At 45.2% G+C, this 22,149-nt stretch carries 27 protein-coding genes and 2 pseudogenes; all 29 read right to left on the bottom strand.

Annotation, left to right across the window (positions count from 1 at the left end):
• Positions 1–52: 52 nt before the first annotated feature.
• The 29 genes and pseudogenes from LK436_RS01565 to LK436_RS01425 all read right to left on the bottom strand — a co-directional run bounded on the left by LK436_RS01565 (position 53) and on the right by LK436_RS01425 (position 22,098).
• A complete protein-coding gene (locus LK436_RS01565) occupies positions 53–1,444 on the bottom strand; it encodes a relaxase/mobilization nuclease domain-containing protein (RefSeq protein WP_008394512.1) in 1,392 nt (463 codons plus the stop codon).
• A gap of 98 nt (positions 1,445–1,542) precedes the next feature.
• Positions 1,543–2,187, bottom strand: coding sequence for an ABC-2 transporter permease (locus tag LK436_RS01560; protein WP_008394510.1), 645 nt, complete (start codon positions 2,185–2,187; stop codon positions 1,543–1,545).
• Positions 2,184–3,044, bottom strand: a complete 861-nt coding sequence (locus tag LK436_RS01555) for an ABC transporter ATP-binding protein (RefSeq protein WP_044930257.1) — start codon at positions 3,042–3,044, stop codon at positions 2,184–2,186. The genes LK436_RS01560 and LK436_RS01555 overlap by 4 nt, the downstream gene beginning before the upstream one ends.
• A 1-nt stretch (position 3,045) precedes the next feature.
• The gene (locus LK436_RS01550; protein WP_008394508.1) at positions 3,046–3,420 is read right to left on the bottom strand and encodes a GntR family transcriptional regulator; all 375 of its coding nucleotides are present in this window, start codon (positions 3,418–3,420) and stop codon (positions 3,046–3,048) included.
• 101 nt (positions 3,421–3,521) lie between these two features.
• Positions 3,522–3,707, bottom strand: a pseudogene (locus LK436_RS01545) (relaxase); the annotation flags it as partial.
• Between the two features lie 93 nt (positions 3,708–3,800).
• Positions 3,801–4,202, bottom strand: a complete 402-nt coding sequence (locus tag LK436_RS01540; RefSeq protein WP_008394506.1) for a hypothetical protein — start codon at positions 4,200–4,202, stop codon at positions 3,801–3,803.
• Between the two features lie 91 nt (positions 4,203–4,293).
• Positions 4,294–4,638 (bottom strand): plasmid mobilization protein, encoded by a 345-nt coding sequence (locus tag LK436_RS01535; protein WP_008394505.1) that lies wholly within the window; start codon positions 4,636–4,638, stop codon positions 4,294–4,296.
• Entirely contained in the window at positions 4,635–5,339 is a 705-nt protein-coding gene (locus LK436_RS01530) for a hypothetical protein (RefSeq protein WP_049931620.1), read from the bottom strand. The genes LK436_RS01535 and LK436_RS01530 overlap by 4 nt, the downstream gene beginning before the upstream one ends.
• A gap of 3 nt (positions 5,340–5,342) precedes the next feature.
• A complete protein-coding gene (locus tag LK436_RS01525; RefSeq protein ID WP_008394503.1) occupies positions 5,343–6,269 on the bottom strand; it encodes a DUF4316 domain-containing protein in 927 nt (308 codons plus the stop codon).
• 12 nt (positions 6,270–6,281) lie between these two features.
• Positions 6,282–6,914: a hypothetical protein gene (locus LK436_RS01520; RefSeq protein WP_044930419.1), complete on the bottom strand. Its 633-nt coding sequence runs from the start codon at positions 6,912–6,914 to the stop codon at positions 6,282–6,284.
• A gap of 136 nt (positions 6,915–7,050) precedes the next feature.
• A complete protein-coding gene (locus tag LK436_RS01515; RefSeq protein ID WP_008394501.1) occupies positions 7,051–7,344 on the bottom strand; it encodes a hypothetical protein in 294 nt (97 codons plus the stop codon).
• A 46-nt stretch (positions 7,345–7,390) separates the two neighbouring features.
• Positions 7,391–8,230 carry a hypothetical protein gene (locus LK436_RS01510; RefSeq protein ID WP_008394500.1) on the bottom strand — a complete coding sequence of 280 codons (840 nt, stop codon included), beginning with the start codon at positions 8,228–8,230 and terminating at the stop codon, positions 7,391–7,393.
• A 158-nt stretch (positions 8,231–8,388) separates the two neighbouring features.
• Positions 8,389–8,763 carry a cysteine-rich VLP protein gene (locus LK436_RS01505; protein WP_008394499.1) on the bottom strand — a complete coding sequence of 125 codons (375 nt, stop codon included), beginning with the start codon at positions 8,761–8,763 and terminating at the stop codon, positions 8,389–8,391.
• Positions 8,760–9,452 (bottom strand): annotated as a pseudogene (locus LK436_RS01500) (DNA topoisomerase); the annotation flags it as partial. The pseudogene LK436_RS01500 and the gene LK436_RS01505, both read right to left, overlap by 4 nt.
• Before the next feature lie 41 nt (positions 9,453–9,493).
• Complete coding sequence (locus LK436_RS01495; RefSeq protein WP_003864557.1) at positions 9,494–9,691, bottom strand: hypothetical protein; 198 nt, start codon at positions 9,689–9,691, stop codon at positions 9,494–9,496.
• A gap of 248 nt (positions 9,692–9,939) precedes the next feature.
• Entirely contained in the window at positions 9,940–11,316 is a 1,377-nt protein-coding gene (locus LK436_RS01490) for a virulence-associated E family protein (protein WP_044930255.1), read from the bottom strand.
• Positions 11,228–11,866, bottom strand: a complete 639-nt coding sequence (locus LK436_RS01485; protein ID WP_003864559.1) for a CHC2 zinc finger domain-containing protein — start codon at positions 11,864–11,866, stop codon at positions 11,228–11,230. The genes LK436_RS01490 and LK436_RS01485 overlap by 89 nt, the downstream gene beginning before the upstream one ends.
• A gap of 197 nt (positions 11,867–12,063) precedes the next feature.
• A complete protein-coding gene (locus tag LK436_RS01480; protein ID WP_008394496.1) occupies positions 12,064–12,534 on the bottom strand; it encodes a hypothetical protein in 471 nt (156 codons plus the stop codon).
• A gap of 273 nt (positions 12,535–12,807) precedes the next feature.
• Positions 12,808–13,317, bottom strand: coding sequence for a DUF5104 domain-containing protein (locus tag LK436_RS01475; RefSeq protein WP_008394495.1), 510 nt, complete (start codon positions 13,315–13,317; stop codon positions 12,808–12,810).
• 167 nt (positions 13,318–13,484) lie between these two features.
• Complete coding sequence (locus tag LK436_RS01470) at positions 13,485–15,020, bottom strand: hypothetical protein (protein ID WP_008394494.1); 1,536 nt, start codon at positions 15,018–15,020, stop codon at positions 13,485–13,487.
• An 84-nt stretch (positions 15,021–15,104) separates the two neighbouring features.
• A complete protein-coding gene (locus tag LK436_RS01465; RefSeq protein WP_005930799.1) occupies positions 15,105–15,854 on the bottom strand; it encodes a hypothetical protein in 750 nt (249 codons plus the stop codon).
• 287 nt (positions 15,855–16,141) lie between these two features.
• On the bottom strand, positions 16,142–16,711 hold the full coding sequence (locus LK436_RS01460; protein WP_044930254.1) for a DUF6560 family protein: 570 nt from the start codon (positions 16,709–16,711) through the stop codon (positions 16,142–16,144).
• Positions 16,712–16,975: 264 nt separating this feature from the next.
• Positions 16,976–17,266, bottom strand: coding sequence for a hypothetical protein (locus LK436_RS01455; RefSeq protein WP_005930793.1), 291 nt, complete (start codon positions 17,264–17,266; stop codon positions 16,976–16,978).
• Entirely contained in the window at positions 17,244–17,492 is a 249-nt protein-coding gene (locus LK436_RS01450) for a hypothetical protein (protein ID WP_005930789.1), read from the bottom strand. The genes LK436_RS01455 and LK436_RS01450 overlap by 23 nt, the downstream gene beginning before the upstream one ends.
• Before the next feature lie 109 nt (positions 17,493–17,601).
• Positions 17,602–17,985: a TnpV protein gene (locus LK436_RS01445; RefSeq protein ID WP_005930786.1), complete on the bottom strand. Its 384-nt coding sequence runs from the start codon at positions 17,983–17,985 to the stop codon at positions 17,602–17,604.
• The gene (locus tag LK436_RS01440; protein WP_005930780.1) at positions 17,982–19,904 is read right to left on the bottom strand and encodes a recombinase family protein; all 1,923 of its coding nucleotides are present in this window, start codon (positions 19,902–19,904) and stop codon (positions 17,982–17,984) included. Before LK436_RS01440 ends, LK436_RS01445 begins: the two co-directional genes overlap by 4 nt.
• Positions 19,901–21,379 (bottom strand): DNA topoisomerase, encoded by a 1,479-nt coding sequence (locus tag LK436_RS01435; protein ID WP_008394491.1) that lies wholly within the window; start codon positions 21,377–21,379, stop codon positions 19,901–19,903. Before LK436_RS01435 ends, LK436_RS01440 begins: the two co-directional genes overlap by 4 nt.
• Complete coding sequence (locus LK436_RS01430) at positions 21,376–21,519, bottom strand: DUF3789 domain-containing protein (RefSeq protein ID WP_008394490.1); 144 nt, start codon at positions 21,517–21,519, stop codon at positions 21,376–21,378. Before LK436_RS01430 ends, LK436_RS01435 begins: the two co-directional genes overlap by 4 nt.
• A gap of 144 nt (positions 21,520–21,663) precedes the next feature.
• Entirely contained in the window at positions 21,664–22,098 is a 435-nt protein-coding gene (locus tag LK436_RS01425; protein ID WP_049931611.1) for a GNAT family N-acetyltransferase, read from the bottom strand.
• Positions 22,099–22,149: the final 51 nt, after the last annotated feature.

The following is a 22,149-nucleotide window of genomic DNA, read 5'->3' as shown; positions in this document are numbered from 1 at the left end:
GGAGTTTCGGTGGAGTTGGAAAAAGAATTTGCTTTTTTATTATACCATGCCTTTATGAATGTTCTTTTTCCTGTGCCCTTTCTGCAGACGGTCCCAGCAGATAGTCAATATTAGCTTTCACATTCTGCAGCTCCCGCATTTCTTCCCGCACCTGCTTATATTCCGCATAGGCTTTCCGCTTGGCTTCCAACACTTGGGCATATTCTTCCCGCAGAGCTTTTATGGTAGGCAACTTCTCCACACCCAGGCTGTCAAAGTATTTCTTTGCCGCCTGGTGGATCAGGATGTCAGCCTCATGCTCGGCCCGGAACTTTTTGCTGTAACCGGCTTTTCGGTATTCAATATAGACAGCTCTCGTCTTAGAGTAGTTGACGATCTGTTTCTGCAATTCTCCATTTTGAGATAAACGGCTTTCCATGTCCTTGATCTGCGTGGAAAGCTCATTAAACCGGGAAGTCGTGGCCTGGGCCTTTGCTTGGAGGTCCTCATAGCTCATATCCCCATGCTCTTTCAGGTAAGCCACAGCTTTCGCAAGCTGCTTCACATTGAACACTTTGGCCCAGCGCTCGTAACCGGCGCCTTTACCGGAACGCATTGCGGCATCAATATCAATCAGCATCCTCACCGAAGAATGGGACCGTTTGGGCTGAACAGAGGAAATATAGGTTCCGGCGATCCTTTCCCGTATGGCCTGTTCCGTGTAGCCGCCTTTCAGAGTATTGCAGCGAGTAGGTTTCTTTTGCCCGGAGACACGAAAATTGACAGATTTCCCGCGCCGGGTGACTTCCACGCCGGACGCTTCCAAAATTTTCAGGAAATCCTCAAAAGTGGAGGGGGACTGCTCCAGGGCGGCGTCAATAGCCTGCCGGATCTGGTTCTGAAAGGATAGTGGTTTGTTTCTATCGCCCAGCCATTTCCCATAATGGCCGCGGCTGGGCTTGGGATCTTCCACAATGGAAAGGCCATGCTCCAAACACAGCTTATCGCTGATCCGGCGCAAGGCCCAGGAGGAACCCCAGAAGTTGCGGAATTTCTTGGTACATTCCAGGTTTACCGCGCTCACGATGATGTGATTATGGACATGGTGCTTATCTATGTGCGTGCAGACGATAAAAGCGTTGTTTCCCTTCGTCAGCCTCATGGCAAGCTCCTGGCCGATCTGATTGGCTTCCTCCGGCGTCACTTCACCCGGCTTAAACGCCTGCCGGAAATGGTAGGCAATCACGTCATCCGCGCCCCGGACTCTGCCGGTCTGGTGGATATACTGCCGCTTGGCTAAAGTAAATTCCGCATCCGCTGTGCGGGTATCGCACTCAAAACCGTAAATCAGCTTCCCATAGTCGGTTTTCTCTGGATTTTCTACATAATCAATGATGTCCTCGATTGCGGTAGAGAAGGATCGGCCCTCTCCGATATGCAAAGGCATCAGCCTTGTGGTCGCCATTGTTCACCTCCTTTTGAAATTTTTATATAGCCGGTTGAAAATGCCGGATGTGGGGTCAACAGACCGCCGCATCCGGCATTTTCTACTTACTCTGTATCTCAAAATAGGTCTTTCTTTGAAAAAATCTTCTTCGATACAAGCATCGAGAAAATCCAAAGAGCACCACCAATTACCCAAAGCACAATATACATTGCGCCAGGAACTGCAGAAAACGGCTGAGTAATTGTTACCGGTACTGCAATAGAATTAGCCAAACTCATAAGTACAGGACCAGCAATAACCAACAGCATCGCTAACAGCTTTGTTTTTTCATACCCAAATCGATATTGAATAGGAAGAAATATACCCATGCAAATAACTTGAATCCAAAATACAATGACGGCAGAACGTCCAAAATCGATAGCAGCCAGTTCAGGAATAAATTGCATTTCAATCCAAAAGATCACGCAACAATAAAGATAAATCAAAAAGTAGAGCAGATATTTTTCCTCTACCAATTTCCCTCTATTGTAAGGAGTAGCGCAAAGCAGAGCTGTTGCTTTTGGATACTTATTTTCCTTTTCAGAAACAGCAAGATTAAACGCAACAGAGGAGATAAAGACAGCTCCGGGAAGCGCAAATACTTCAAGCATTTCTGGCTGTCGCCAGACCAAAAGCACAGGCAGACCCACCCCAATGAGAATAACAGCAACCACATAATTCTTTGCTATGATACAATCCTTTTTCAATAATTGTAAAATCATATAGATTTACCCTCCTTTATGTGGGCAAGCATAATATCTTCAACGGTTACTCGTTCAAATACAGCATCCGGGAACATACTTCTTGTTTGTTCTACCTGATTTGTAACACCTGTAAAGCCATATTTCGCTTGCTCAACTTTCAAGAACAGCTTTTTAGTCTCGGCGGGTAATATACCTTTTCCTTTCACGAGACGATGACTTTCTAACAGCATATCTTTATCTTCTTCAAACAGAATTTTTCCGTGGTCAATCATTACAAGTATATCAGCAGCTTTATCCAAATCAGAAGTATTGTGTGTTGAATAAAATACAGCTTTTCCGCCCTGAGCCATGTATTCTTTCAGTATTTCGATAAACTGTTTTCGTACAAGTGGATCAAGGCCACTTGTAGGTTCGTCCATGATTAGTAACTCTGCATGATGCGACAAAGCTAACGCCAGCGAAAATTTCATCTTCATTCCCCGTGAAAGAGAAGAAATTGTTTGATCCGGCTTTAGAGAAAAAGTATTTAAGTAATGTGTATAGGCTCCATTGTCCCACTGTGAATAGGAAGATGCAATAAGATTTTTCATCTGAGTCAATGTCAATTCGTCATAAAAAAAACCTTCATCAAATACTACGCCAATAGAATCTTTGAAAGTCTTTTCTGCTTTTTTCGTGTCTTTGCCCTTAAATTTTATGCTTCCAGCCTCGCACGAAATCAAATTCAGAATTGAGCGTATAGTGGTAGTTTTTCCAGCGCCATTTGCTCCGATAAACCCAGTAATACAATCTTCATAAACAGCAAAAGACACTTCATTTAACATAAAATTAGGATAAGTCTTTTTAAGACCGTCTACTATTAAAAGTGGTTGCATATTAACCCTCCTCATACAAAATGTCCATCATCATGTTTAATTCTTCTTTAGTAATTTTGAGCAACTTTGCGGTTTGAATCATATCCTGCATTTTTTGTTCCACGAGACGGCGCTTAGAATCTCGCAATAGCTCCAGATTGCTTGTTGATACAAAAGTTCCTATACCAACTTGGCTTGTGACAAATCCCTCTTGTTCCAGTTCTTCATAAACCCGTCGTATTGTAAGTACACTAACAGACAGATCATTGGCAAAGGCTCTGATAGATGGTAACGGATCACCTTCTACCAGTTCCTCTTTCAAAATAGCATCCTTAATTTGATCTTTGATTTGTTGATAAAGGGGGCTGTCAGAAGTATTTGAGATTACAATTTTCACAAGTTCCTCACCTCCTGTTGGTGTGCTGCTTTATAATACACAGTATACACTATAATCACAATGAAGTCAACAACTTATCTTCATCTGGATTTTTCCTGGTTAATATACTGCCACTTAGCTAAAGTAAATTCCGCATCCGCTGTGCGGGTATCGCACTCAAAACCATAAATCAGCTTCCCATAGTCGGTTTTCTCTGGATTTTCTACATAATCAATGATGTCCTCGATTGCGGTGGAGAAGGAGCGTCCCTCACCGATATGCAAGGGCATCAGCCTTGTGGTCGCCATTGCCCACCTCCTTTGAAAAATGTACGCCGTCAAAACATTTCAATGTAATAAAAAAAGCGGCCCGCCGGTTGTTCGGCGGGCCAAATCCTTACCTTATGCAATTTTATACCGTGCCCGCAGGTGAAGGGCAAAGACCAGTATGGCTCCCAGCACCCACACTACATAGGTCCATACCATATCTTTGCCGGAAAATTCATAGGCCATGGTAGCAAAAATAAATCCCCAGACAACGGACAGCCCGCCGCCGATCAGCCAGAAGCCGGGGCGGGTACAGTGCAGCAGGAGAAGCCCCAAAAGGACAGCAATGCCAATCACAACCGCCAGGGCAGGATGAACGCCTAAAAGCCCGTGGGAAAGAAAGCCCGCCAGGATTGCCAGCGCAATGCTGTCAAAAACAATGATGTTTCCAAAAAACAGCCCGATCACCGTCACAATCAGTCCGATCACAATGCCGATCAACAATTCTATGCCAACGGCCAGTAAAGCAGCGCCCATACGATGGCCTCCCTTCTAAAAAACAGGTTTTCTTCTTCTATGAAAATTCTACCGCTCCGGGCCACAGGAAAGCAACCGTTTTTTTGAATGTTCATGGAATGTTTGTAAATTCTGTCAGCAGCTTTTTTGCAATTTCCCACAGCCCATCCATGCGGGATTGCAGATCTGCAATATCAGCCCCATAGATACTTCCGGTTTCATGGGCTTTCCGGGCGTACTGGTTCAGATTGTTGGAGCAGATACGCAGCAGCCGGGTCAGCTCCCGAACCTCGGACAGATCCAGATTGATTACATACCCGTCAATCGCCATTTTACGGATAAAGGCCGAAGTATTTGTAATGCCGGTCTGCGCCATGCGTTCCCTGATCTTATCCATTTCCTGTTCTGAAATCAAAATGTGAATCTGGGCGCTGCGTTTTTCTTTTGGGGCCTTCATCGCTGGGGCTGTTCCTTTGTCTTTTTGTTAGGAGCCGGGCGCGGAGCATTTGCGGCGGCCTCTTTCAGAAAGTGGGTAACAGAACGCTTTTCTGCCGCAATCATTTGATCCAGGTGATTTTCAAACACGCCGGGTATAAAGTTATGCCGGTATTCCTGTTCACTTGCCAGAATCCCGCGCAGCAGGCCCGGAACAGCCGGCTCCAGCCGGAATTTCTCGGCTTTGCCAAATTGGGCGTGAAGGGACAGCTTATGCTTATGGTAATACGCATAGCGAAATTCCATTGGCTCGCTCTGGCCTTCAAACTGGACGGTCACGGACGCAGCGGGAAGGGCGATCCGTTCAATATGCTCCGCCATAGCCCTGTAATCCTGCGTATAGAGATTTCCCTTGATTGCAGCGCCTTCCATGCCGGTGATCTCCACCGTGTACGCAAGGATCGTATCACGGGTATCTTTGTAAAACTGCCAGGTGTAAAACGCATCGGAATCCCGGATAAAAACATCCCGCTCCCGGAAGCACCATGTCCCGGAGGGGCGGGACATCCAGAACAGCGGGGTACGCTCCGGGTGCTTTGTTTGGGCGATACGCTCCATGCTGCCAACATCATATTCAAAATCAGATTGATAATGCTTTGTGTTCCGCTCCATAACAGAGCGGAGGCATTGTTCCACGTCCACATTTTCAAATTTCAGTTTCAAGCCTTAAAGCCCCCTTTCCGGCGGGGAAGGCTGAAAACCACGGGCCTCATGCGCCGTGCGGTCCGCCCGCAGTTTTTCCATGATCGAAGGCTTCTCATTGGGCAGTGTTTCCGGGGCCAGCTCCCTTATTTCCTCATGGGTCTGCCCATCGGTAAGGTCGGCCCGGACCGGCGGGTCGTTATTCACAATGCCGTCAATCATGTTGTAGTTGCCCTTTTCGCCCTCCAGGTCCAGCTCCGCGCTGCGAAGATAGTTTTCCGGCGCCTGGAAGGGCTGGCCCGCAAACAGGATTTCCCGGCGCGGGGTGAATTGCCGCAGAACACCTTCCTGCAGGCGGGCAAATTCCATATACTGATCCATCGTCAGCCCCCGGTCCAGCATTTCCTCCTGTGAGTGCGACCAGCCTTCCCCATAGAGGAAATAATACATTTCCGGCATATCGCTCACAAAACATAAAGAGCCGTCCCGGTTGTCATAGCTTCCCGGCTGGCCTGGGGTAAAGGAATAGCGTTCCTCCCGGCCAAGATATACCTTATTGTCAGCGGCAAGCATGGCGACCATATTGGCATAGTTGCTGTGTACCGCAGAGCGGATCTCCACAACCGGGTCCGCCTCCGGCGCCATCTGCCGGCCGGAGATCTCATTATGCTTTTCTGCAACCTCATTTCTCGGCGCACGGTCCACCGGGCCGACAGCTTCTATATCCGGCTGTGAGGCGGGGACTCTTACAGCGTTTGGCTCCGGCTCCTTCTCTTTGACAAAGTAACGGACATTGGCCGTTGCCTTACGGTTCAATTCCAGGGCATAAGCCTTGGCCGCCTCCAGGGATTCAAATTCCAGGGGGCGGCCATCTTCTTTGCACCATGCTTCCGCATGGCCGAACATGGAAGCGGCACTTCTTACCGCCCAAACTCCATATACCTGTTCCATTTCACATCCTCCTTATCGTTCCGGCTCCTTTGCCGCCTTTTTAGGGGCAGCCGTTTCCGGGGCTTTATTATTTTTAAGCTGCTGCCGGATAGAGTGAGGCCGCCCGGCCTCCCGGTCAGCCGAAGTGATATTGACATATTCCCCTATAATACAAAGCGCCTTATGATAGCTGTCACAGGAAAATACCCGGCCCGCCATTTCTTTCGCCTGTTCTGGCATCCCATGGGCTTTGAGAGTGCGGGAAGCAATGCCTACCAGGTTGAAAATGTTCCCGTCCTGGCCGATCAGCGGGCAATCCGGTTTCCCTGGCGTTTCCTGCGCCGGTTCATGGCCCAGGCGGTTGTCGATATAATCGGATAACCAGGTGCCGCCAAAAGTATCATGGGTTTGCAGACGCCACATGGCAAGTTTCCCTATATCCAGCTTGACATCATCAAAAGGGAACAGCAGGCAGGTAAGCCCCTCATTTTGGAATACGCTCACATGGGTAAAAGTGGTTCCTTCCAAAAGAATCCCTTTCTGCGCCAATAGGTCATTGATCCCCTGGACCCATTCGCCAGGATCACCGCCGCAGCCCTGCAAAACAAGCCCTTCTTTATCCTCCATACGGCGAAGGTCCTCCACCGTGATATTCTGAATTTCCATAGATTCCTCCTGGTTTGAGATCCTCTCGTTATGAGCCGGGGAAAGGACTTCGGAAAGCGCCTGTTCCCACTGCCTGCCAAATCCCCGGACTACGGTATCGGGAAGCGCACCGTTGCGCTGAAACATTTCTAAAGTGTCAAACGCCCGGTTGAACAGGGAAATGTTTTGGGCGTCTACATTGGGGGGGGGCAAAATGAATAATCCCTGCGGGATAGTTTTTTCCAGTGCCCACCCAGCCGCGCACAAAATCATCAAAGCCGTTTTTGATTCCGGCCTGAGCCAGATCATCGGTATGGCTGCCGGGCAACCCTCTTGTTTTCCCGTACTGCTGGCCCAAAACCAGAATACCGGTCTTGGGATTATACATAAAGCGCCGGTTTGAAATATCCTGCATATCAAAAGCCTGGACCGCCACATCCAGCTTCATCATTGCGGGGACTACCGGCACGACTTCAAGTTTTTCCTTCTCCGTATCATCACCTCCCGTCAGATTCTTTCAGTTGGCTCATTACAATCGCAGGACGGACCCAAAGCCGCTGAAATTTTCTCCACTCGCTGTCTACAATGCCTTTTTCATCCCGGTAGAGCATGGCATAAGGGATAAATCCGGCTTTCCAGGCGTCCCGCAGACGTTTTTCCGCTGCCTCCATGGTATCGCCCCGGTAGCCGATCAGGACATAACAGCAGGCTTTATGTGATTTTCTCTCGAATCCTCCGGCCTGCAAAAGCCGCCCGGCCTCCACAAGCGGCTCATAATCATCCGGGGTGTCATAGGCAAAATACATGCGCTGCGTCCTGGATTCCCGCAGAAGGTCCACATGCCAGGGCCGAAGAAGGCGGGCCTCCAGCCCGCCCGTAAAGGCCGGAAGCTCTTTCTGCCTGCCCAGCATTTCAAATACCGCTTCAATATGCTGCCGGGAACAGGCAAGCAGGTTATCGTCCAGCACTATATTCCCTTCGGTGATCGGCAGTTCCCTAAGCCTTCCGCCTTCCCGCCTGGGGACGGAACAGAACCAGCAGCGGTTGGGGCAGCCCCTTGAAGTGATAACATAACCTTTTTTCAGATACATCCCCGGCATGAAATCACCGCCAGGCATATTGAAAGCGGGGCCGCCCATGTGGACAGGGACACCCAGCTTCATCCACTGTTCAGCAAGCTGGCACGCCTTCTCCATGTCATAGGTAAAGGCCACAGAAACATGTACTTCTTCAATATCCGGCAAGCCGCCCTTTGGCGGCGGTCCGGTAAATGCCAGAGGATCATCCGGCGTTGCTTTTGTACGGCGTGGAAATACACGCGCAATCTTCAAATACACATCCCTCCTAAAAGTTGATTTCCGGCCAGTTACATTTACCTTTTGTCCGCAACTTAACCTTCCTATTGAGGGGCAGAGTATAAATCTCTTGCCGCCTGTAAAAGCGTGGCCGGAAAGCCTTATAAATCAAGGCGTAAATAGGCTAAGTTGCAGACATATCATCCCTTGTGCTGGCGAATCCGGCGCTTGCGCTTTTTATCCGCGTCCCGTCTGGCCCAGATCCGGCAGGCGTCAGAACAATACGCCTGGCTGGTGGTGGGAAGATACAGCTTCCCGCATACCGGGCATTTTTTCTGGCGCTGGGAAGTATCGTTTCCCGTCAGAACTGCTTCCAGCGCCGGTTCAACCGGCAGCACAGACCGCTCAAAATACCGGCAAAGGCAGCCGGTCCACCATTTATGAAGCATATAGCAGGGGCAGTCCAGGGGAAGGCAGAGCTTTTCCCGCTCGTCATAGTTGGCGCATAAGCCTGTTACCAGCCTTCGGATCGCTGCACGCTCGGAGCGGGTCAGCTCCCGCGGCGGGCCGGTCATTTCTTCCGTCCCCGCTGCTGCGGAAATTCCAGCTTGAAATTCACATACTTTTCGCCCGTATCATCCAGCACCACCACAGCGTCATAGGTTTTGCCGGTTTTCTCACTGAAAAGCCCGGACATGGAAACGCGGCCCTCCTTTAAGAGCGCCGCGGCAACTGTTTTTGTGATGGTTTTCTTTTTACTGGAAAAGAACCGGTTTTCTTTCCAAAGAGCAAAGGCGCAGGCTTCATTTTCACAGAAGAAGCCTTTCTTCCCCTCATAGACAGCGCCGCCGCACCGGGGGCAGGTGCCGACAGCTTCCCGATTGGCTGCATTTTTGCTTCCGAACAAAGAGGAATAGGCCGGATCAGGGGCGGTGTTCTGCCGGATCAGGTCACGGATCAAACCGGCAATTCCTTCCATGAAAGCGTCAGCCGTCATTTCTCCGCGTTCCACCTGTTTCAGCATGGACTCCCATTCTGCCGTGAGCGCCGGGGATTTTATCACATCGGGCAGGACGGCAATCAGGTTGACGCCCTTATCCGTAGGCAAAAGCTGTTTCTTTTTCCGCTGGACAAATCCCGTGGACACCAGCTTTTCCAGTGTGGCGGCACGGGTGGCCGAAGTGCCCAGCCCTTTCCGCTCGGCGTCCTCCGGCATATCCTCCGCACCGGCTGTCTCCATAGCCGCAAGCAAAGAATCTTCTGAAAGCTTTTGTCAAGGGGGTGCGTGGATATTTTTCATATTACTTACGCAGATTCTCTCTCTGCTTCTGCCTGAATAATGCGTTTCAACCTGTCCTCCGCAGTCAAACCGCTACTATGGTCAAAAAACACTTTGACTTTATAATTTGTTTTGCCTTGCTTAATCACAAAAACTCCATCCGGTTTGTTTTTCTCCGAATGGTTATTTTGGGTGGGTAGTGTACTGTTCACAATATTTGTCATACGATATTCCTCCTTAAATGAAAAAAGCCCGACAAGGAAAGGTCTGACAACGAAGTTCCGACAACGGACATCAGAAAACCTTTTTTCTTTATCGGGCGATACTATCTTTTTACTATTTCCTTTTTCTTTATAATATTGGTTGTCATGGTTGTCAGAGAGGGAAAAGTGCCGCAATATCAAGGCTTTCGGGATTTTTACCCGACAACCAGACCGACAACCGGCTCGACAACCGAAGCGACAACTGGCTTTTATTTTTGCTTCAACCATTCTTCCGGAAGCCCTAACTGTTCCATTTCCTCTGTCGGGATTTCTTGAAAACCATCCATGCTGTTGTCAGGCTCGTTGTCGTTCCTGATACGCTCCCAGCCTTTTTGTCTGCGGTAAGGCTCTGGAAAATACCTCGGATTGCTGAACGCCCTCCAGCCTGTGACAGCGTTATTCATAATGTCATTGATCTCTCGCAGTTCCCATTGTTTCGGTTCGTCATAATCATGCCCCAGTGCTTCTTTGTAAAGCTGTTTGGAGCAGACTATGCTGCCGGAATAGCGTTCCAGATAATCTAAAATCTGTCCTGCCTTTGTGTCCTCCGGCATAAAGTCCTTTTGGTGGGCTTTCAGATAAGCGTTCATAGCCGGACTGAATCTCAGACGGAAATTGCCGCTTCTGTAAATCTCCATAGCTTCTGCCCACATCTGATTGATATACTCTCTGGAAGCCTGTTCATCCGCCAAAATATGAACCTCAGCCCTTTCAGGATAGACCATAACCGGAACGAAGCGGCGGTTGCCTGTTCGGTCAAGGGGAAGAAAGTCAAGGGTATTAGAAGAACCTCCAAACACACATTGTCGTTTTCTGTCTGCCGGATGTGTTTCATAGGGTATCTTATAGGTTTCCTTTTGTCGGCTCAGAAAGGACTTGATTTCTTCAATGCTCTTAGCGTTGGCAGTTGCAATCATTTCCGACATTTCAATAATCCAATGCCCCTGCATTTTGCGGTACACATTTTCATCATCCAGCTTTTTCAAATCATCAGAGAACCAGTCATCATTGACCGCAAGCAAACGGAAGAAAGAGGACTTTCCGGCTCCCTGACCGCCTACAAGACAGAGCATTACCTCAAATTTACACCCCGGCTTAAAGGCTCGTGAGATAGCACCCAACAGAAACAACTTCAATGCTTCATAGGTGTAATCATCTGTATCAGAACCGAGAAAGCGGTGCAGACAGAAGCGTATGCGTTCCGTTCCGTCCCATTGCAAGGCATTGAGAAAATCACAGACAGGGTGGTAACGGTTTTCATTGGCAATAACCGCAACTGCGTCTATGATTTTCTTCTCTACGGTCAATCCATAGTTTTCTTCAAAATATAGGAGCAGATATTTCACATCCACATCCGTCAATGTCGGGCTGTCACGATACCAACCGAGGGGCTTCACAATGTCGATTCTTTCGGTCAGAAGATTTTTTCGGATAGCCCCTTTCAAAAGCGGGTCATATTGCAGAACACGCTTATAATTTGCGGCAGTATTATAAACCTTACCTTTCTCGCTCTGCTCTAAGCTGTTTCGGATTTCTTCTACTGTGCATGGTTCTGTCTGCTGACAGTTCTGCAATTCGCTGTTCAAGTTTTAACACCTCCTTTCTCTGTTCTGCCACAAGTGCTTTTCGTTCCTCCAATGAACCATACAGAAGAATATCAAGCAGATATTCGATATAGTTCTTCTTATGCAGTGCTTCTGCAAACAGGGGATTCCATTCCTCATCCGGCTGTTTAGGAGCGTATTTCTTTTCCCATTCTCTAAGAAGATGAAAATAATCCGTCAGCACCTTGTAGCAATGATTTTCTCCTTTTTGATACTTCTGTTCCGGTGTCGGCTCACGAATACGAGGGCGGACACTGGGCTTTTGTCGGCTGTCATAGTTAAGACCAAAATCTTCAGCAAGTTTGACAGCAGCTTCCCTCAGCCCGATACCGAATAGCTTCGCTGTGAGATCAACAGCGTCTCCGGTTGCTCCGCAGCCAAAACAGTAATAGCGTTCATCCAGCTTCATACTGGGGGACTTATCTGAGTGAAACGGACAGCACGCCATACCTGTGCGACCCACTTTCAAGCCATAGGCTTCTGCGGCTTGTCGGGCAGTAACATTTTCTTTTACAACTTCAAATACATTCATGTGACTCCTTTCCTGAAACGAAAAAAGCACCTGTCATTTTCAAAACGAAAACAGCAAGTGCCTTAGAGTTCCATATTTAATTTTAGGTGCAAAAAAGCAGGAGACCTTTTCAGATTTCCTGCTTAGCAAAGCTGTGAAGATTTAATTGTGGTTGGGTTGCCAGTTATACAAACTGGAAATTTTCTTTTTAGAATGAATTATTTAATTTCTACAATAGCACCATATTTCGTATGCGGAAGATATTGTACCTTTAAATAAGTATTTTTATCAATATACCTTGAAAATACTGTGATTTCGATTTCATCATCTTTAACTTTATCATATAGAAAAACACTTCTTCTTTCAGAAGATATATCTGCACCACCATGAGATTGTTCAGTTACATATCCTTCTGCATAACTATACTGTTTGTTTATGATGTAAGGCATATCTAAAACAAAATCTTTCAAATATAAGATTAAAAGAATAGCTACTATAACAAGAATGGTATTAGCCAATCGAAGAAATATTATATCATTTTTTCCAGTATATTCTTTTTTTATCGCTTCTTTATCAAAAAATATCGAATAGATAAGTTTTCTTTTTTTAATTAGATAGATAATGCAAGCAATTAACGCTATAACAAATAATGAAACTCTTATAAACAATCTAAATATAGCAAAATCCATAATATCATCCCCTTAAACTTCAAGTTTGTTGCTTACATTATACTTCATCAACCTAAAGAATGGAAGATTTTTTCTTGCCTCCCAAAGCAAAAGCACCTGTCATTTTCAAAACGAAGACAGCAAGTGTCTTAGAGTTCCACATTCTATTTTGAGTGCAAAAAAGCAGGAGAACTTTTCAGATTTCCTGCTTAGTAAAGCTGTGAAGATTTAATTGTAGTCAGTTTTTCTTATACCATCCGAAATTTATACTTTAATGTTCTCTCATAACAAAAATCAATTTTGTCCTCCAACAAAAATACCGTTTGGGGGATTATCCCATATAAAATTATCCTCAGCCACTTCGCTCTCCAATGCAATTTCAATTTTATATATCCCCACATTTTGGGCATTTTCATCATCCTGACTATACATATAAAAATTCATACAATACCTTTCCTTCTCTGTCAATATGAGATACATACCATCCAATTCCGTTTTCCTTTTACCATAGTTGCTTTCACTTGATGATGCACAATCGCCCTCAAACCTTTGGATACTGCCCTCAATATAATCGAAAAAAGCAGAGATTTCAGTGTCTAAATTCTCAATGTTCTTTTTGCTTTCTTCGGAAAATAGAGATTTTAGTTTCTCTGAATCCTGTTGCTTACATGCCTCGATAATTTGTTGACACATCTTATCCGTTTCATTTTGTTCAGAGCTAAACCAGTCATTGAAATATTTGTTAGAGCAGCCTGTTAAACCGAGTATAATAATCACACTGGAAAGCAACAATACTTTTTTCATATAATTACATCCTTTACTGAATAATTGCAAAATCACTTATTGGATTAAGGTCATTACAAAAAATTTCTTACTATCATTATACTTCATCAACCTAAAGAATGGAAGATATTTTCTTACTCCCTAAAGCAAAAGCACCTGTCATTTTCAAAGTGAAAACAGCAAGTGCTTTAGAGTTCCATATCCTGTTTTTTGCTTTTTGCCTGATCCGTCCGGCTGACTTCACGCTCTGCTATTTCTTTCTTTTTGCGGCTCAACTGCTCTATAATGGAACTTTTAGCTTTCTTCTTGATTTGCTCCGTTCCGGCTTTTTTGACCTCCGGTTTCATCAGCGTGGTTTGGATTTTCTGAATGGTTGATTTCATAGCGTTTGTGATTCTGGCAATCACGCCATCCAATCGTTTCACTGCATACTCAACTTCTTTCTTTGAAGCCTTACGCTCAGGGGAGAGAACCCACGCTTTAGACTGCTCCACCAGCTTAATATCCTCCTTGTGCGTTTCCAGTTTTACAGTATCAGCAACGACCTCAACCGCCTTGTCATAGGCAATATCGGCAACCTCGTCCACCAGAGCTTCCACATCTTCAATCTTCATCGTGAGTTCTTCCAACTTTTGCTCCTGTGCTGCCAGTTGCTCCTTTTGCTTGAAAAGAATATAGTCCTGTTTTTCCAGATAAGCACGACCACCATATTCGGGTTCTTCTTCCAGTTGTAAGCCATGCTTTTTCGCCACATCGAACAGCAACACTCGGCAGGCTGAATCGAAAGTCATCTTGCGGTTATTTTTTCTTCCGACAGGCTTCTCCGGTTCCGGCAGTTCAAATCCCAGTGCTTCCAAAGCCTTTTCCTGTTGTGGGGCAATCTCCCCATATTGATTTTCACAGTCGAACACATGACGCTCGTGAATATGAGGGGTGCTTTCATCCAAGTGCAGCGCCCAATTCAGGATATGGACATGAGAGCCGAAACGCTCATTTACGATTTCCATAAATTCTGTGACAATCTCAATGAGCAGTTCCGGTGGAACATGATTATCAAGTGTTCCAATCTGATAGACCGTTTCCTCTGGACAGGTCTTTTTGCTTTTGAGCAAATCACCGGTTTCCTTATTCCTTTCAGGGTGTCGGTTCTTCACATTTCTTTCGTTCTGTCCGGTTACAAAATCACGATACCGCTGACGATAAAAAAGCTGTTCCACATCTTCAAAAGTGGCAGACAGCTCATTTTCCTTATCGGGATTTTTGAAATTGCGGAAGCCATTGTAACAGTCCCAATAGAGATTTTGTTTGGCTCGTTCTTCGTCAATGTGTTCGCTGTTGGCAATGTCAAAACTGCGGTCATTGTGCTTCGGATTATAAACGCCATTCTTTCCAGCTCGTCCATTGTGCCTTGTTAATTTCACATGAGTTCCTCCTTTTCTTTTTGATTTCCCCGACAGGGGAGAAGGGCAGCGAAGCTGATTCCTTGCGGCTTTCTGCGTCAAGTAATACCCAGTACTAAGTGGCGAAACGCCACTTAACTGGGCAAGGCTGCCGCCCTTGACCTGCACAGGGGTATTGCATTCCCTGTACCCATGCACAAAGGGTTGCACCCTCTGTACTCCCGCCCGAACAAACTGACTTCGCCCCGTCTCAAGCTCTGTCAGTTCCTTCGGTTTTGCAAAACAGTCCACCGGACTATTTTGCAAAAAGAAAAACCGACGCATGATCGCTTTACGCTCAATACATCGGTTTCTTCATCTGACCTTAACGGTCATATTCAGTTGTGGCAGATTAGCCAATTTGAAAAATTATTCTGGCACATCTACTGAGTAGCTCAGACAATCGCCTCTTTTATTGCTTTCCAAATCGTTATAATACCACATATACATCGTTCTACCATATTCTTCATATTCTATAATTCCATCTGGCTTTTGACCCTCTACTTCTAATGAGTAAATTTCTTTATCATGTGCATAGCCAAAAACGAATCTGGTATCTGGATAATTTGGATTTAAGTCTTGTTGAATATCACTTATTGTTAAAGATAAATGGATAAATTTTTTGAAGTCTCCCCCATAAGTGGTATCTGGTGTAGTGGCAGATGGTGTGGCATTTACAAACGCATATTGTGTACTTTCATTTTCTATCTGTTTTTTGCAGCGTGCAATCACAAAACCTTGAACGGGATCGTTATCACTTCCTGCTCGATAGAAAATCGTATCATACTGTTTGCCATTCCATATATGCAATATTTCATCAACATGATTAAGAAAATCTTCTGGAGCTGATAAATCTTCATGTTCTGCTTTTAAGGGGGAATTCAAAATAGCTTCTTCGATAGAATTATAATATGTAAGTTTAGAATCGTCTTTTCCATTATCTGTCAACTTAAACTCGATATACTCATTTCCTTTGTTTTCTTCTTCCGGAACATAAGTATAACGACCATTTTCAATATGGTCATCATAATCAACAAACAGTCCAATACATATCAGCGCTGCAAAAATCAAAAAAACTATTCCTATAACGATTAGCAATATTTTCAAAAATTTTTTCATACAAAAGTCCACCTTCTTGCTTCATTTCAGTAAATTATATCATACCGATATGAACAATTCAATTTACACTCTATCAAGTAGTTTTTTTACTTACCTGTAACGCACATTTCTGCAAAATCCATAGTCCCCGATACTTTCCTCACGGGTGATATACAGTCGGAATTCTGTCAGCTCATGAAATAAGAAAAACCGACGCATGATCGCTTTACGCTCAATACATCGGTTTCTTCACCTGACCTTAACGGTCATATTCAGTTGTCTAACATCGTACTGTTATAAAATCTATGTCATTTACGATTTTTCTTATGCTGATTTGCCCAGTAAGATTTTACAGGGATTCTTCTTCTCTCTATATCCTCCATAAATTCTTCTTTGTCAATATTACTATCAATGGTAAATAATTTTTCTCCATTTACATATACACGCATAGAACCTTTCTTTCTCTCGCAATAGGTAATGTCTTCAAAGTGAAAAGTTCTCTTTCTGCCAAAAGTTGAACGCCATGTGATTTCATCTCCGTTCACTTCCAGTTTCCACATTACCATATTGACTATTCCGCTTATGCCTACTAAAAAAAATATTCCAAATATACAAATGACAAACATATCTTCTTTTTCCCTAAGACTCATAGCCGTACAACAAGCAAAAAATATTGTACCTACGATAAATGCCACGACAAGGAATTTCTCTGTTTTTATTGTATAATGCGTTCTAATTATTCCCTTTTTCTGTTCTTCCTCTCGTTCTTTAGCTCTCTTTTGTTGAAGATTTACAAGATATTTCAAAAGAAGAAGTACAACTAAATAGGGACCTATTTGTGTAATTATATTAAAACACATTCGTAAAAAATTATTCATTTTTGCCCTCCATAGTTCCAGCTATATAAAAATGATTGTTTGAAATCGAGTATTAAAAACCTCAATTTTTCATATCTCATTATACTTCATCAACTTAAAGAATGGAAGAAAAAATTTTGTGTACAGAGTTCCTGTTCAAGCCTTGTAACGCACATTTCCGCAAAATCCATAGTCCCCGATACTTTCCTCACAGGCGATAGGCAACGGTCAAAACATCAGGTCTGCACCTGACATTTTAACCGCATATCAGCCCTGATTATCACATTATCCCTGCTGGCTGTTCAGCCCATGCTTTTTCGCATATTCGCTGGCTTTCTGTCTGCGTTCCTCACTGTAAGGCGGCAGGAAACGGATAGACAGACGGGACTTTGCCAGCTCATAAGAAACACCGCCTTGAACATTGGATTTTTCCAGTCGGCAAAGGTCAGGGTACTTCTTAGCAAAAGCAGCCAACCTCTTTTTCAATCCGGCGTTGTGGGTGTAGATATTTGCCTTGTCCTCGCCCTCATTAAAGAGAACGATTGTTTCTTTCTCAATCTTCGTCAGTCTCGTCATAGCAGCCCTCCCTATGGTTTTTCAACACACGCAGCTTGCAGTAAAAGCAGCGATACCACCTTTCAACACCCTCAGCACTCAGCTTGACGGAAAGCATATAAAACAGCTTCTTCGCCACTGGATCGGGTGCAAGGGCAGCTACCATACGCAAACGCTCGACAGTTGCTTTCAGGTTCGGACAGCCAAAGGCATAAAGGGCTTCCATTTCATTCCGGTTCATCTTCATTGTGTTTTCCTCCTTAAAGTTTGATAAATGAAAAGCGACAGACACTTCATAAGGAAATACCTGTCGCTTCGTTTACGATACAAATTTGTTGGTTTTGGACTTGATAAAATCAGCAGTAAATCATTTCCTGTCTGATGATTTCTTCGGCTCGGTTACGGATAGAGTTCATGGACTGTACCCACAACATCTGATTGTCTGCTTTCATGGTTTCGGTCACGCCCTCGGCTTGTTTCATCTGCTCAATGATAAGGCTGCACCTTTCCGTTGCCTGTTCGTCCAGGTCAGCAAGGTAAGTATGCAGTTCGCCGGATAAACAGAGGGCAGAGAACCTTGTAGGGCGGTACTGCTCCAAATATGTCCTGTGCAGTCTGCCCCACATACCGATAGGGCGGTGTTCCTCCGGTAGCTTCAAGTCCGGCACATAGTAATCGCCCACAAGAACATAGTCCAGACCGTTGCTTTTGTCATGGATTCGTGATTTCAATTCTGTCATGCTATTTTTTCTCCTTTCACTTTTTGCCGATTTGATTTGCTTGTGACGTTCTGTTCAACACACACATTGCTATCAGAACTTTTTTCTTCTGCTATACGCTCATGCTCCGCAAATTCTTTTGATTTCTCACGAATCTTTTTCATATACTTACGATTGGATTCTCGTTTTCTGCGAAGTCGTTCCGCCTCTTTTTCAGCAGCAATCCTTTCTTCCTCTGTTGGTTCATGCTGCTCCACAGGTACTTGAAATTGCCCGACATAGTTAAGATATATCTCCACCTCTGTGGTGCGGTCTGCACCTTTTCCTTGTGGCTCGTGAACCAGAATTTTGTCGATAAATTCATTTATCATGGCAGGAGTAAGTTCTGTAATATTCTCATACTTTTTAACCAGCTTTAGAAAACGCTCCACATTATTTTGACCGCCTATAATCCGTTGCATATCAGCGGTGTCAGTCTCAATAATCTTGTTCAGCTCGTTCTGCTCATTTTCATAATCAGTAAGCATACTCTGAAAAAGTCTGTCCGGCAATCTTCCAATCACATTATCTTCATAGATTTTCCTGATAAGCATATCCAGTTCGTGAACTCGCTTCTGATTTCTTTCAATGCGGTTTTTTACAGTTTCAGAAACAGCAATATCTTTCATCGCCGATTCTTCTTGCAGAGAATAAACAAACTCCCGCTCATTCAAAGAAACATAATGGCAAGTCTCCTGTATGGTTTTCAGAATGATGCTTTTAAGTGCTTTTGTTGAAATATGGTGGCAAGTACAATGTCGGTCATACTTCTGATAAGCAAGATTATATGTGGAACATTCATAACAATCTGCCGGATTGGAATAACTTGTCCTTTTTTCGCCTTTGGCAGTATAGTATATTCTTTCTCGCCCTTTCCGCTGCCTGTGATTATACATCGGCGCACCACAATCAGCACAGTAAATCTTTCCGGTCAGAACATTAGGCTCGCCCATAGGATCTGCTTTTCTTACATTCTGTCTTAACTTTTGAGCAAGCAGCCATGTTTCTTCATCGACAATAGGCTCTTGTGTATCATCAAAAACCACCCAATCTTCCTTATCTGCCCTTTTCGTCTTTTTGTCCTTATAGGAATTTTTGAATGTCCTGAAGTTGACAGTCTTTCCGATATACTCTGGTCGGGCAATCAGAGTAGTAACCTGATTTCCTCGCCACATATACGGATTTTCTTTGTCATAGTTGCTTGCATGATTTCCAAGTCCCTTTTTGCCAAGATAATAAGATGGTCTTTCAATTTTTTCTTCTGAAAGTTCTCTTGCTATCTGATAAGGTCCTTTTCCCTCAATAGTCATGCGATAAATTCTGCGGACTACTTCAGCAGCTTCTTCATCAATAATCCAATGGTCGGGGTTTTCGGGGTCTTTCAAATAGCCGTATGGTGGGATATTACTTGTATGAGCGTTGCCGGAAGAACCTCTGGATTTCAGTACAGCTTTAATTTTCTTACTTGTGTCCCTGACAAACCACTCATTCATGATATTCAGAAAAGGGGCAAACTCACTGGTTTCTTGACGGTCACTGTCAATACCATTATTGATTGCTATAAATCGAACTTCCTTTTCTCTAAACAGAATGTCAGTGAAAAAACCTACTTGCAAATGGTCTCTGCCGATTCTGGACATATCTTTGCAGATACAGGCAGTGATTTCTCCGTTTTTAACACCTTCAACAAGTCTGTTCCATGAAGGTCTGTCAAAGGTCGCTCCACTCCAACCATCATCGGTAAAATGAACAAGATTCGTAAAACCATGTTTCATAGCATAATCTTCAAGCATTTGCTTTTGATGAACTATACTGTTACTCTCTCCAGCATTATCATCATCACGAGACAGTCTTTCATACAAAGCAGTAATGCCATTGCTTTTATCTTTTTTTCTTCTCATGCTGAACTCCTTTCTTCAATTCCTATCCACTCCTTACGCTCACAAAATATCACATCGGTGTAGTGCTTGGGCGGGCTGGTTTTGCCTTCCCGGATCGTGGCGGCAGCTTTTTCAAATCTCTGTCCTTTTTTCAGCTCCGGCAGACAAGACGTATTTTCGTCACCGTCCTCCGGCTGTTTTTGTTTCAGGCTGGCACGGAAAGCCTGTTCAATGCCTTTCCATCCCTCATGCAGAATCGTTTTCCCTTTGGCGGTAAATGTATGGCCCTCGGACTCTAAAACTGCCAGCACCGCCTCAAAGCGGTGGGGCTGGGCGGTAGCACAGAGAAGGCGGCAGGCAAGAAGCATCAGGACATCCCGCTCACCGGCAGGCAAAGCAGACAGGTCGGTGCGGGCTATCTCCACTGTGGGGAGAATGGCATGGTGGTCCGTTACCTTGCTGTCATCAATGATTCCTTCCAGCTCCGGCGCCGTGGTGCTGTCCTTGCCAAAAGGCATATTCTGCCACAGCCACAGGGCCAGAGAGCCGACTGTGGCCTGCATATCCGCTGTGATATACTGGCTATCTGTTCTCGGATAGGTCGCCAACTTTTTCTCATACAGGCTTTGTAAATAATCAAGGGTCTGTTGGGCAGTGAAGCCATACAAGCGGTTGCACGCCCGTTGCAACGTAGTTAAATCGTAAAGGCGGGGCGGCTGGACAGTCTTTTTCTGCCGCTCCACTTTGCAGACAACGGCAGGCTTTCCATCACAAACTGTCTGTATTGCCTCCGCAGCCGCTTTGTCCTCCAGCTTCTCCCCGGCAGCGGTAAACCCTCCGCAGGTGAGTTCCGGCACATAGAAAGGTTTGCTTTGGAAAGAGCGGATCGCATCTTCCCGCTGGACGATCAGCGCCAGTGTCGGCGTCATTACACGGCCCACATTCAAGGTATCGCCATACAGGACAGAGAAAAGGCGGGTGGCGTTAATTCCCACAAGCCAGTCCGCCCCTGCCCGGCAGAGCGCCGCCTGATAAAGCAGATCATAGTCGGCGCCGGGCCGCAGGTGTTCAAATCCATCACGGATAGCCGCGTCCTCCATAGAGCTGATCCAGAGCCGGAGAATAGGTTTGCTGCACCCGGCCTGCTGATAGACCAGCCGGAAGATCAGTTCACCTTCCCGGCCAGCATCGGTAGCGCACACCACAGCGTCCACACGTTTATCCTCCATCAAACGGCGCAGGACGCCAAGCTGCTTTTTCTTATCCTTTGCCACATCATATTTCCAATGGGTGGGAAGGATAGGCAGATCCGCATACCGCCATTTGGCATACTGCTCCCCATAGACTTCCGGTTGGGCCAGCTCCACCAGATGGCCCACGCACCAGGACACCAGCCAACCGCCGCCCTCCAGATACCCATCTTTTTTCTCCTTTGCTCCCAGCACTGCGGCCAAAGATTGGGCCACGCTGGGCTTTTCGGCTATCACTAACTTCATTCGTCCGAACCTCCCTTTTTATCAAAGAATTTTGTAAATTGCTCGTCTGCCTGCCTTCCGGCCTGCAGCAGACACATCAAAGTTACGCCTGCGATTGTGCCAAGCGTGAAAGACAGAAAATGTGATACTGCGCCCCACATGTGCCACACCTCCTTTGGATTTTGAATATGAAAAAAGCGCAAAGGGATAAGAATACCTTTGCGCCAGGGTTATATAGCAAAACGCCGCAGAAAGGATCTGCGGCGTAAGCTCACGGTATTCAGTTTTATTTGACAACTTTGGATTTAACGCTCATATTTCATAGGGGTGTATCTCATACCATCAGATACTTGTTCAATGTCCAAGTCCACAAAGCCCAACTTATGATAGACAGGAACCGCATACGGAGAAGAATTAACTGTAATGACTTTACTTTGACTATTTTCACGAAGATATTCCCAAAGTTTTCTACCAATACCTTGTCTATGATACTGGGCTTTAACGAAGAAACAACAAATATGTTTTCGGTTATCGTTTGTAGCAATAACGCCTTTTAACTCTTTATTATCGTACGCTCCCCAAAATTCTAAAGTTTTAAGTATTTCTTTATTATCTATAAAATCTTTGAATGACTGAATACCTTCCTCTGAATAATCAGGAGCTTCAAATTGTAGAAATGTTGACCAAATTAGGTCAATGGCGTTGGTAATTTGAATTTCATCTATTTTTTTTATTTCCATAAATAACATCTCCCCAAATTACGGATTTGTCCACTTATGTTTCTTATTTTA

It is taken from the genome of Clostridium sp. M62/1, from assembly GCF_020736365.1.
Classification (GTDB): domain Bacteria; phylum Bacillota; class Clostridia; order Lachnospirales; family Lachnospiraceae; genus Otoolea; species Otoolea saccharolyticum_A.
Note: the sequence above shows the minus strand (reverse complement) of the source record. Positions and strands in the feature narration are given on the sequence as shown.

What these genes read in the sequence shown, in the direction of transcription:
- LK436_RS01565 (WP_008394512.1), bottom strand. Translation starts at nt 1,444, where the DNA reads ATGGCGACCACAAGGCTGATGCCTTTGCATATCGGAGAGGGCCGATCC.
- LK436_RS01560 (WP_008394510.1), bottom strand. Translation starts at nt 2,187, where the DNA reads ATGATTTTACAATTATTGAAAAAGGATTGTATCATAGCAAAGAATTAT.
- LK436_RS01555 (WP_044930257.1), bottom strand. Translation starts at nt 3,044, where the DNA reads ATGCAACCACTTTTAATAGTAGACGGTCTTAAAAAGACTTATCCTAAT.
- LK436_RS01540 (WP_008394506.1), bottom strand. Translation starts at nt 4,202, where the DNA reads ATGGGCGCTGCTTTACTGGCCGTTGGCATAGAATTGTTGATCGGCATT.
- LK436_RS01535 (WP_008394505.1), bottom strand. Translation starts at nt 4,638, where the DNA reads ATGAAGGCCCCAAAAGAAAAACGCAGCGCCCAGATTCACATTTTGATT.
- LK436_RS01525 (WP_008394503.1), bottom strand. Translation starts at nt 6,269, where the DNA reads ATGGAACAGGTATATGGAGTTTGGGCGGTAAGAAGTGCCGCTTCCATG.
- LK436_RS01520 (WP_044930419.1), bottom strand. Translation starts at nt 6,914, where the DNA reads ATGGAAATTCAGAATATCACGGTGGAGGACCTTCGCCGTATGGAGGAT.
- LK436_RS01515 (WP_008394501.1), bottom strand. Translation starts at nt 7,344, where the DNA reads ATGATGAAGCTGGATGTGGCGGTCCAGGCTTTTGATATGCAGGATATT.
- LK436_RS01505 (WP_008394499.1), bottom strand. Translation starts at nt 8,763, where the DNA reads ATGACCGGCCCGCCGCGGGAGCTGACCCGCTCCGAGCGTGCAGCGATC.
- LK436_RS01495 (WP_003864557.1), bottom strand. Translation starts at nt 9,691, where the DNA reads ATGACAAATATTGTGAACAGTACACTACCCACCCAAAATAACCATTCG.
- LK436_RS01485 (WP_003864559.1), bottom strand. Translation starts at nt 11,866, where the DNA reads ATGAATGTATTTGAAGTTGTAAAAGAAAATGTTACTGCCCGACAAGCC.
- LK436_RS01480 (WP_008394496.1), bottom strand. Translation starts at nt 12,534, where the DNA reads ATGGATTTTGCTATATTTAGATTGTTTATAAGAGTTTCATTATTTGTT.
- LK436_RS01475 (WP_008394495.1), bottom strand. Translation starts at nt 13,317, where the DNA reads ATGAAAAAAGTATTGTTGCTTTCCAGTGTGATTATTATACTCGGTTTA.
- LK436_RS01470 (WP_008394494.1), bottom strand. Translation starts at nt 15,020, where the DNA reads ATGCGTCGGTTTTTCTTTTTGCAAAATAGTCCGGTGGACTGTTTTGCA.
- LK436_RS01465 (WP_005930799.1), bottom strand. Translation starts at nt 15,854, where the DNA reads ATGAAAAAATTTTTGAAAATATTGCTAATCGTTATAGGAATAGTTTTT.
- LK436_RS01460 (WP_044930254.1), bottom strand. Translation starts at nt 16,711, where the DNA reads ATGAATAATTTTTTACGAATGTGTTTTAATATAATTACACAAATAGGT.
- LK436_RS01455 (WP_005930793.1), bottom strand. Translation starts at nt 17,266, where the DNA reads ATGACGAGACTGACGAAGATTGAGAAAGAAACAATCGTTCTCTTTAAT.
- LK436_RS01450 (WP_005930789.1), bottom strand. Translation starts at nt 17,492, where the DNA reads ATGAAGATGAACCGGAATGAAATGGAAGCCCTTTATGCCTTTGGCTGT.
- LK436_RS01445 (WP_005930786.1), bottom strand. Translation starts at nt 17,985, where the DNA reads ATGACAGAATTGAAATCACGAATCCATGACAAAAGCAACGGTCTGGAC.
- LK436_RS01440 (WP_005930780.1), bottom strand. Translation starts at nt 19,904, where the DNA reads ATGAGAAGAAAAAAAGATAAAAGCAATGGCATTACTGCTTTGTATGAA.
- LK436_RS01435 (WP_008394491.1), bottom strand. Translation starts at nt 21,379, where the DNA reads ATGAAGTTAGTGATAGCCGAAAAGCCCAGCGTGGCCCAATCTTTGGCC.
- LK436_RS01430 (WP_008394490.1), bottom strand. Translation starts at nt 21,519, where the DNA reads ATGTGGGGCGCAGTATCACATTTTCTGTCTTTCACGCTTGGCACAATC.
- LK436_RS01425 (WP_049931611.1), bottom strand. Translation starts at nt 22,098, where the DNA reads ATGGAAATAAAAAAAATAGATGAAATTCAAATTACCAACGCCATTGAC.